This is a genomic window from Rhodococcus yananensis (genome assembly GCF_020515525.1).
Taxonomy (GTDB): Bacteria; Actinomycetota; Actinomycetes; order Mycobacteriales; family Mycobacteriaceae; genus Rhodococcus; species Rhodococcus yananensis.
In genome coordinates, this window is record NZ_JAIYEP010000120.1 from 1 (window position 1) to 8,052 (window position 8,052).

At 67.8% G+C, this 8,052-nt stretch carries 9 protein-coding genes, 1 tRNA gene and 1 riboswitch; of the genes, 4 read left to right on the forward strand and 6 right to left on the reverse strand.

The genetic code is table 11. The annotated features are described in order from the left end of the window. Positions 1 to 38: 38 nt before the first annotated feature. Positions 39 to 1,247, reverse strand: coding sequence for an arginine deiminase (gene arcA / locus LDQ05_RS18645; protein WP_226438446.1), 1,209 nt, complete (start codon positions 1,245 to 1,247; stop codon positions 39 to 41). Positions 1,248 to 1,363: 116 nt separating this feature from the next. Between arcA and LDQ05_RS18650 the strand changes: the two genes are divergently transcribed. Beyond that, positions 1,364 to 1,831 (forward strand): heme-binding beta-barrel domain-containing protein, encoded by a 468-nt coding sequence (locus LDQ05_RS18650; RefSeq protein WP_226438447.1) that lies wholly within the window; start codon positions 1,364 to 1,366, stop codon positions 1,829 to 1,831. Between the two features lie 75 nt (positions 1,832 to 1,906). On the opposite strand, the gene LDQ05_RS18655 is transcribed toward LDQ05_RS18650, so the two are convergent. Both LDQ05_RS18655 and LDQ05_RS18660 read right to left on the reverse strand, forming a co-directional pair. Then, a complete protein-coding gene (locus LDQ05_RS18655; protein WP_226438448.1) occupies positions 1,907 to 2,767 on the reverse strand; it encodes an SDR family oxidoreductase in 861 nt (286 codons plus the stop codon). Positions 2,768 to 2,827: 60 nt separating this feature from the next. Beyond that, positions 2,828 to 2,971, reverse strand: coding sequence for a hypothetical protein (locus LDQ05_RS18660; RefSeq protein ID WP_226438449.1), 144 nt, complete (start codon positions 2,969 to 2,971; stop codon positions 2,828 to 2,830). Positions 2,972 to 3,122: 151 nt separating this feature from the next. Then, a riboswitch (TPP riboswitch) is annotated at positions 3,123 to 3,214 on the forward strand. 56 nt (positions 3,215 to 3,270) lie between these two features. Here LDQ05_RS18660 and LDQ05_RS18665 point away from each other — a divergent pair. Further along, positions 3,271 to 4,035, forward strand: a complete 765-nt coding sequence (locus tag LDQ05_RS18665) for a 3-oxoacyl-ACP reductase (RefSeq protein ID WP_226438450.1) — start codon at positions 3,271 to 3,273, stop codon at positions 4,033 to 4,035. Further along, complete coding sequence (locus tag LDQ05_RS18670) at positions 4,035 to 5,318, forward strand: LLM class flavin-dependent oxidoreductase (RefSeq protein WP_226438451.1); 1,284 nt, start codon at positions 4,035 to 4,037, stop codon at positions 5,316 to 5,318. Before LDQ05_RS18665 ends, LDQ05_RS18670 begins: the two co-directional genes overlap by 1 nt. Before the next feature lie 62 nt (positions 5,319 to 5,380). Here the strand turns inward: LDQ05_RS18670 and LDQ05_RS18675 are convergent, their stop codons facing one another. Further along, entirely contained in the window at positions 5,381 to 6,448 is a 1,068-nt protein-coding gene (locus LDQ05_RS18675; protein ID WP_226438452.1) for an ABC transporter substrate-binding protein, read from the reverse strand. A gap of 431 nt (positions 6,449 to 6,879) precedes the next feature. Here LDQ05_RS18675 and LDQ05_RS18680 point away from each other — a divergent pair, with 431 nt between their 5' ends. After that, complete coding sequence (locus LDQ05_RS18680; RefSeq protein ID WP_226438453.1) at positions 6,880 to 7,479, forward strand: hypothetical protein; 600 nt, start codon at positions 6,880 to 6,882, stop codon at positions 7,477 to 7,479. 79 nt (positions 7,480 to 7,558) lie between these two features. Here the strand turns inward: LDQ05_RS18680 and LDQ05_RS18685 are convergent, their stop codons facing one another. Together LDQ05_RS18685 and LDQ05_RS18690 are read right to left on the reverse strand one after the other, a co-directional pair. Then, on the reverse strand, positions 7,559 to 7,786 hold the full coding sequence (locus LDQ05_RS18685) for a hypothetical protein (protein WP_226438454.1): 228 nt from the start codon (positions 7,784 to 7,786) through the stop codon (positions 7,559 to 7,561). A gap of 34 nt (positions 7,787 to 7,820) precedes the next feature. Then, positions 7,821 to 7,896 (reverse strand) — tRNA-Ala (locus tag LDQ05_RS18690). Positions 7,897 to 8,052: the final 156 nt, after the last annotated feature.

The following is an 8,052-nucleotide window of genomic DNA, read 5'->3' on the forward strand; positions in this document are numbered from 1 at the left end:
GCGTTTGTGGTAGCTCCGACCACCACAAACGCGCACGGCTAGAGGGGGGTGCGGGCGAGCGGGCACGACATGCATCGCGGTCCGCCGCGCCCCGAACCCAACTCCGAACCGGCGATCCGCAACACCTCGATCCCCGAATCTTCCAACCTCGCATTCGTTTCGACGTTCCGTTCGTACGCGACCACCACACCCGGTGCGAGGGCGAGGGTGTTGTTGCCGTCGTCCCACTGCTCCCGCTCGGCGACGACCGAGTCCAGGCCCGTGTCGATGATCCGCAGCTTCTCGATGCCCATCGCGTCGGCCGCCGCCTCCAGGAACGGGCGGGGACCGGAGATCCGCACCGTCTCGTCACGGCGGATCGTGAACGCCTGCAAGGTGTCGCGGATCGCGGGATACATCACGACCGCGTCGACGTCGACCATCGTGCACACCGTGTCGAGGTGCATCGACGCGCGCTGCTGTTCGATCGGTACCGCGAGCACGGTGTGCGCGAGTCCGTCCTCGAATACACTGCGCGCCAAGGCTTCTGCACCGGCAGGGCTGGTGCGCTCCCCCACCCCGACCGCGACCACCCCGGGAGCGAGGAGCAGCACGTCGCCGCCCTCGACCGGCGCGGTGTGCGATTCGTAGGCACGCCGCACCCCCAGGAACCGTGGGTGGAACGCGTAGATGAGGTCGGTCAGATTCGTCTCGCGCCGTCGCGCCGGCAACGCGAGGGTCGGTATCGCCACCCGCGACCCCACCCAGAACGACGAGTCGCGGGTGAACAACAGGTTCGGCAGCGGGTCGATCACGAAGTCGGCACCGTGATGCATCATCCGCACCAGCGACGGCGCGACACCCGCGCCCGTCACGGGCAGCTCGTCGAACGTCATTCCGGCGACGAGGATCGTCGCGAGGTCGGGCGCGGGCATGGTGCGTAGATGCGCGACGAGTTCCTGCGCGAGTGCGTGCCCGAGCCTGCGCGGATCGACGGCCGACGAGATGGACTGCACCCGCGCGGCGCCGCTGACGTCGAGGGTCTCGGTGAGCAGATCGGAGAGCAGCAGGACTTCCACACCGCGACCGCGCAGCACGTCGGCGAACGCGTCGTGTTCGTCCTGCGCCCGCGCGACCCACGGCAGACCGTCGAACAGCAACTGGTCGTTGTTGCGGGGTGTGAGGCGTTCGAGTTCCGCCCCGGGCCGATGCAGCAGTACCGATGTCAGCGCACCGACCTCGGATTCGACACCCCACTGATGGTTCATGCGACAACGGTAGACCGGCGAACGGTGCCGGGAGATGACATGCCTGCGCCGGGCGACGAAGATGTCGGTGAGCTCTCACAGCCCGAGTGCTCGACAACCGATGTGCGAGGAGATCCATGTCCGACGACGATCCGCTCGGTCACCTGGCCCCGTTCGCGGGCCGCTGGGTCGGTGGCGGCGACGGCCACTATCCGACCATCGACGATTTCACGTACGACGAGACGATCGAGTTGTCGCCGATGCCCGCGAAACCGTTCCTGATGTACGTCTCCCGCACGAAGCATCGCGTGGAGGGTCGCCCCCTGCACACGGAGAACGGGTATCTGCGGCGCAGCGGCGACGACGTGGAACTGCTGGTGTCGCAGCCGACGGGCTTCGTGGAGATCCAGCGCAGCCGTCTCACGCACGGGGTGCTCGACTTCGTGACGGTCACGCTGCAGCGGTCGGCGGACGCGAAGCCCGTCCACGAGGTGAAGCGCCGTTGGGTGCTCGACGGCGGCACCCTCGTCTACGACCTGTGGATGGCGCACGCCGACACTCCGCTCACCCACCATCTCCACGCGGAACTGCGGCGCGAGGGGTGACGCGGTTCCCGCGGGCCGGATCGCTTCCCGCGGATGCAGATGTCCCGGAGGGAAACCATTCGGTCCGCGGGAGCGTCAGGGCTCGGAGCGTGCCGTCCGCAACACCCGACGGAAGTAGTCGTTCGCGCCCTGCATGACGAGGTTGTAGGGCGGCGCGAACTTGCGGGCCCACCAGTATCCGAATCGGGTGTCGAACGACGTGTACACCATGAAGCGGTTCTTGCGGATCCCGGTGAGGATGCACTCGGCGACCTTCTCGGGTGACGCGGCGTGCTCGACGAACCGCCCGGTGAGTTTGCGGACGGCGGGAGCGTCGCGGTCCACCCCGACGATCTGCACGGTGTCGACGAGCGGGGTCGCGACCGCGCCGGGCACGACGAGCGAGACCCCGATGTTCTCGCGTCTCAGGTCGAACCGCAGCACCTCCGACACCCCGCGCAGCCCGAACTTGCTGGCGCTGTAGGCCGAATGCCACGGCAGCGCGAGCAGACCCGCCGCCGACGACACGTTGACGAGGTGCCCGCCGCGACCGGCCGCGATCATGGGTGGCACGAAGTTCTCTATGACGTGGATCGGGCCCATGAGGTTGACGTCGACCATGAGCTTCCAGTGCTTGTGTTCGAGCCGGTCGACGGTGCCCCAGACCGACACTCCCGCCACGTTCGCGACGATGTCGACGGCATCGCACAGTGCGTGCACGTCGTTCGCGAACGCGGTGACGGCGTCGTAGTCGGAGATGTCGAACGCCGCCGCGTGCAACACCGTCCCGCCGCGGTGCCGGATGTGCCCGACGACGTCGTCGAGTCCGTCGGAGTGCAGGTCGGTGAGCACCAGCTCGGCGCCTTCGTCGGCTGCGGCGACGGCCAGAGCACGACCGATACCGCTGGCCGCACCCGTCACGAGGAACCTGGTGCCGCGCAGATCCTTGATCGCCATGTGCGCCACACTAACCGTCACGACGCGGCCGGTGCCGTGTTCGTGACGGGTCCGGGCGCGTCACAACCGCTGTGCCATCTCCTCCTGATAGGTCTGCACGGTCCGCTCCAGCATTTCGGCGTCCTCGGCACGCCCCTCGGACCGCGCGAGATCTATGCGTTCGCGCAGCACCCGGATCGCCCGCCGCAGCTCCTCGTCGCTCATCCTGTGATCCATGACACCCAGTGTGCCGGGTCCGGTGCGCGGATGCCACGCCGCTTACCGGATCGCAACTGTGCTCACAGCGGGGTCGGCTCGGGAGCGGCCCCGTACCCGCCGATGGTCACGGATCGCAACGAACGCTAACGTGGTCGGTGGACTCGACACGGGGTGCCGGACACGGCTGAGAGAACACCCGTCGAACCTGCTCTCGATCATGCGAGCGAAGGGATGCCGAGCCGGCGGAGGACGCGCCGCGTCCGTCGCTGTCGCGTATCCCTTCCCACCACGGGAAGGCGAAGAAGATGTCACTGCAGAACCGGATCGTTCTGGTCACCGGTGCGGGCCGCGGACTCGGCCATCACATCGCGCGGGCCTGCGCCGACGAGGGCGCGTCCGTCGTCGTGAACTATCGGCGCAGCGCGGAGGCCGCTCGGGCTCTCGCCGAGAAGATCGGCGCCGACCGCGCGGTCGCGTTGCCCGCCGACGTCACCGACCGCGCGCAGGTCGACGAACTGCTGGCCCGCGCGCGGGAGCATTTCGGGCGTCCGGTCACCGCGGTGATCAACAATGCGCTGCCCGATTTCGCGTTCGACGGCGACGCCCGCGCGAAGGCCGACGAGATCGGGTACGCGGCGTTCGCGCAGCAACTCGAGGGCATCGTCGGCGGCGCGGTCAACACCGTCCAGGCCACGCTGCCGGGTATGCGCGAAGCCGGCGGCGGCAGCGTCGTCAACATCGGCACCAATCTGTTCCAGAACCCGGTGGTGCCGTACCACGACTACACCGCGGCGAAGGCGGCGCTGCTCGCGATGACGCGCACGTTCGCGGCGGATCTGGGCCCGGACGGGATCCGCGTGAACATGGTGTCGGGTGGGTTGTTGCGCACCACGGATGCGTCGGCGGCGACGCCGGAGGCGGTGTTCGATCTGATCGCGTCGTCGACTCCGTTGCGGAAGGTCACCACCCCCGACGATTTCGCGGCGGCGGTGTTGTTCTTCGTGTCCGACTGGTCGCGGGCCGTGACGGGGCAGAACCTCGTGGTCGACGGCGGCCTGGTGATGGACTGATGGCCCGGACCCTGCACCTGGGCGCGTTCCTGCACGGCGTCGGGCATCATTCGGCGGCGTGGCGTCATCCGGAGTCGGCCGCCGAGCGGCTCGGCGACATCGCGTTCTTCGAGGAGTCGGCGCGGGTCGCCGAGAAGGGCCTCCTCGACGCGGTGTTCTTCGCCGACGGGCATTCGGTCAACCGCACCTACACCGCCGGCACCACGTGGTTCCTCGAGCCGATCACGGCACTGTCGGCGATGGCCCGCGCGACCTCCCACATCGGGTTGGTCACCACGGTGTCGTCGAGTTTCTGGACGCCGTTCCACGCGGCGCGGATGCTGGCTTCGCTCGATCACATCAGCGGTGGACGGGCGGGCGCGAACATCGTGACGTCGATGTTCGATGCGGAGGCCCGCAACCACGGTTTCGACGCGTTGCCCGCGCACGCCGAGCGGTACGCGCGCGCAGCCGAGTTCGTCGAGGCGCTCACCGCGCTGTGGGATTCGTGGGGCGAGGACGCCCTGCTCGTCGACCGCGACGGGGGGCGGTATCTCGACGGCGACGCGGTGCGCGCGATCGACCACCGCGGCGATCATTTCCGTGTCGACGGCCCGTTGACGGTGCCGCGCTGCCCGCAGGGGCGGCCGGTGCTGTTCCAGGCGGGGGCGTCGGAGACCGGTCGGGATCTGGCGGCGCGCTGCGCGGACGCCGTGTACTCGGTGGCGTGGGATCTGCCGGCCGCGCTGGAGTATTCGACGGATCTGCGTGCGCGTGCCGCAGCGGCGGGCCGCGCACGCATCGCGATTCTTCCGGGGCTGGTCACGTACGTGGGGCGCACGGAGGCGGAGGCGTGGGCGAAGAAGGCGGAGCTCGACGCCCTGCTCGACGTCGACTCCGCGATCGCGCAGCTCGGGGTGTTCACCGGCCAGGACTACACCGGGCACGATCTCGACGCACCGGTCGCGCAGCTGCCACCGATCGACACGTTCACCGGGCCGCAGGGTCGGTACGCGACGGTGCAGCGGATCATCGAGACGCGGAATCCGACCCTGCGGGAGCTGCTCGGTTATCTGTCGGCCGGGGGTGGGCACGCCACCATGATCGGCACACCCGAGTCCGTCGCCGACGGCATCGAGGAGTGGTTCGTCGCCGGGGCGTGCGACGGGTTCAACCTGATGTGCCCGACGTACCCGGATTCGCTGGTGGATTTCGTCGACCTGGTCGTGCCCGAACTGCAGCGGCGCGGGTTGTTCCGCACCGAGTATCCGGGCACCACGTTGCGTGAGTCACTGGCGCTCTGACCGGGTCGGTGCGCAGTTGTCGCCGGTCCTGCTCGACGACGACTGCGCACCCGACGGCGGGGTCACTGCACGGTGGCGGCGAGGATCGGTACGAGCTGCTCGGACGCCCACCGTGCCGCGAGCGGGTTGCTGCCCGACAGCGCCCACGGCAGGTTCCCCTCGTGTTCCACGCCGTCGTGGACGTACGCACTGCGCTGCTGCGAGAGGTTCTCGACGAGTGCCCAGCGACCGTCGCGGACCGCGGGGATGTTCTGGAACAGCGGCTGCGACGTGATCTCGTCGATGTGACCCTCGCTGTTGTCGACGAGGATCAGCACGTCGGCGTCGAGTTTCCCGATCAGTTCGTTGCTCACCGCGTCGTCCTCGACGAACTCCGCGGCGATGGGGTTCGCGGCGAACCCGAGGTCGAGGAACAGTTGCTCGACGTCGCTGCCCGCCCAGCTGGAGTAGGCCAGCCCGTAGCCGCCGCCGTAGTAGAGGGCGAACGTGGCGGTCTTGCCCGCGAACTCGGGATGCTGCTCGCGGAAGTCCGCGTAGAAGCCTTCCTGGTCGGCGATGAACTCCTCCGCGGCGTTCGACAGGTCGAGGGCTTCGGCGATGATCCGCAGCCGATCCTCCCAGCCCGCCGCGAAGTCGTCCTCGGTCTCGCCGGCGAGCACCGGTGCGATGGCGGACAGTCGCTCGTACGAGTCCTCGGGCTCCCAGCCGCCGACCATCACGATGAGATCGGGGTCGGCGACCGCGATCGCTTCTGCCGGATACGGATTGTCGTAGTCCAGTTCGTAGGTCTCGGGTTCGCCGGGCGCGACGTCGGGGACCCACACGGTCGCGCGTTCGGTGGTGGACGGCGCGATCACCGGTTCCACGCCGAGGACCGCCAGCAGTTCGCTGGTCGATCCGTCGGGGGCGATGGCGGCGATCCGCTCGGGCCGTTCCTCGAGGACGGTGTCGCCCCACGGGGTCGTCAGGGTCAGCGGGTATTGCGTCACACCCTCCGCCGCCGGCAGAACGCTGTCGGTGTGCGCCGTGTCCGCGGCGTCGTCGGTCGAGCATCCGGTGAGCACCAGGATGCCGGTGACTGCGGCCGTGAAGAACGCGCGGGTTCGGCGCGTGGCGGTGAAGACGGTCATGAATTTCCTCGATCTGAGAGTTCTCGTGGTGCGGCGCGCGCGGCACCGCCCGAGAAGGTTAGCCAAGGCTATACTCACCGACCGTGCAGTTTTCGACATCGAGCGTGCAGAATCCGACGGGCACGTGCACGGGCGGCGCGAGATCGGCGATCCGGTACAGCCGGTGCCGACACGACCTCGGCGGCATCACCACCATCGACCGGAATCACCCCCGTCGGTGGACATGCTCTGCGACGGTGGACAGAGGAATGTCGGTGCAGCAGCATGCCGGAGAGGTGGCCGCGCCCCTACTGGAGCGGTGCCGGTGTCGTGCTGCTGTGTCGAGATAGAATTGACAGTGACGGCGTCCGCGAGATCCGAAGCGTCCCGTCACTGGAGTCACGCCCATCCATGCGTGCGATGTATCTGTGCCGCGTTGAGATGAGGCGTTCATGCTTGATCCACACTGGGTGTTCGCGGCGGCGTTGCTCGGCGTGGTGGGCAGTATCCGGTACGCCATCGCGATTGTTCGGGGCGCTGTGCGCCCGAACCTGGTCACATGGTCACTGTGGGCGGCGGCGCCGCTGATCGCGTTCTTCGCTCAACTCGATTCAGGTGTTGGGTTGCCTGCGGTGATGACCCTTGCGGCAGGTGCTGGGCCACTGATCGTGATCATCACCAGCATGATCACCCGGCGTCACTACGCACACCTGAACATTATCGATCTGGTCTGCGCAGGGGTTGCTGTGGCTGCTCTCACGGTTTGGCTCGGGCTCGGTGCAGCGCCGTTGGCGGTGCTCTTCGCCGTGGCAGCCGATGCAATCGCCGCGATCCCGACACTCGTCAAAGCGTGGCGACATCCCGACTCGGAGAACATCTTCTTTTTCGTCCTCGTCGGAGTGGCCGCTACGATCACGCTCTTGACGCTCACGGCATGGACTCCGCAATCATTCGCCTTCGCCGTCTACCAGCTCAGCATCTGCTTGATACTCACGACCCTTATCGCCACAAGAAGACATGCCCATCAGCGTTCCCCGAGCGGGCGAGCCTGAGACAAGCCGGGAGCCTGCACTCCTGACGCGCAGGCTCACAGCCGCGCGGCAGCACGGTGAATCGGAAACCTGCAGATCATCACTGCGCGACGTTGAACGGGTACTGGCGGCGCGCGAGGTATTCGGCGGTCCGCGAGTCGTGGATCGTCAGCAGTTCGCAGGGCGTACCGGAATGGACAATGCGGCCGCCGTCGATGATCCAGTCGGCGCGGGAGATGACGTCGAGATTGCGCTCGTGTTCCTCGACCACAACGTCCAGGCCCTCGCCGTCCGCCGACAGTGACGCACGGCGGAATCTGGAACTCAAACCGGTGATGTCGTTGGTTTGAACAACGACCTTCTGGTGGAGCTGAGGGGAATCGAACCCCTGACCTCTTCGATGCGAACGAAGCGCGCTACCAACTGCGCCACAGCCCCGTGGCCCCTCGCGGAACCAACTCGCAAACCTTAGCAAATCAACCCGACGATCACGAAATCGGACCGTCTTCGCAGGTCAAGCGACATGCCACCGGTTTTCGGCCGACGCGCGACGAGGGGCCCGCACCGTGCGGTGCGGAGATCGGAAGAGCGTCG

Excerpts from the sequence above, each read along its gene's own strand:
- LDQ05_RS18665 (WP_226438450.1), top strand. The coding sequence starts at position 3,271 with ATGTCACTGCAGAACCGGATCGTTCTGGTCACCGGTGCGGGCCGCGGA.
- LDQ05_RS18660 (WP_226438449.1), bottom strand. The coding sequence starts at position 2,971 with ATGAGCGACGAGGAGCTGCGGCGGGCGATCCGGGTGCTGCGCGAACGC.
- arcA (WP_226438446.1), bottom strand. The coding sequence starts at position 1,247 with ATGAACCATCAGTGGGGTGTCGAATCCGAGGTCGGTGCGCTGACATCG.
- LDQ05_RS18655 (WP_226438448.1), bottom strand. The coding sequence starts at position 2,767 with ATGGCGATCAAGGATCTGCGCGGCACCAGGTTCCTCGTGACGGGTGCG.
- LDQ05_RS18675 (WP_226438452.1), bottom strand. The coding sequence starts at position 6,448 with ATGACCGTCTTCACCGCCACGCGCCGAACCCGCGCGTTCTTCACGGCC.
- LDQ05_RS18680 (WP_226438453.1), top strand. The coding sequence starts at position 6,880 with ATGCTTGATCCACACTGGGTGTTCGCGGCGGCGTTGCTCGGCGTGGTG.
- LDQ05_RS18670 (WP_226438451.1), top strand. The coding sequence starts at position 4,035 with ATGGCCCGGACCCTGCACCTGGGCGCGTTCCTGCACGGCGTCGGGCAT.
- LDQ05_RS18650 (WP_226438447.1), top strand. The coding sequence starts at position 1,364 with ATGTCCGACGACGATCCGCTCGGTCACCTGGCCCCGTTCGCGGGCCGC.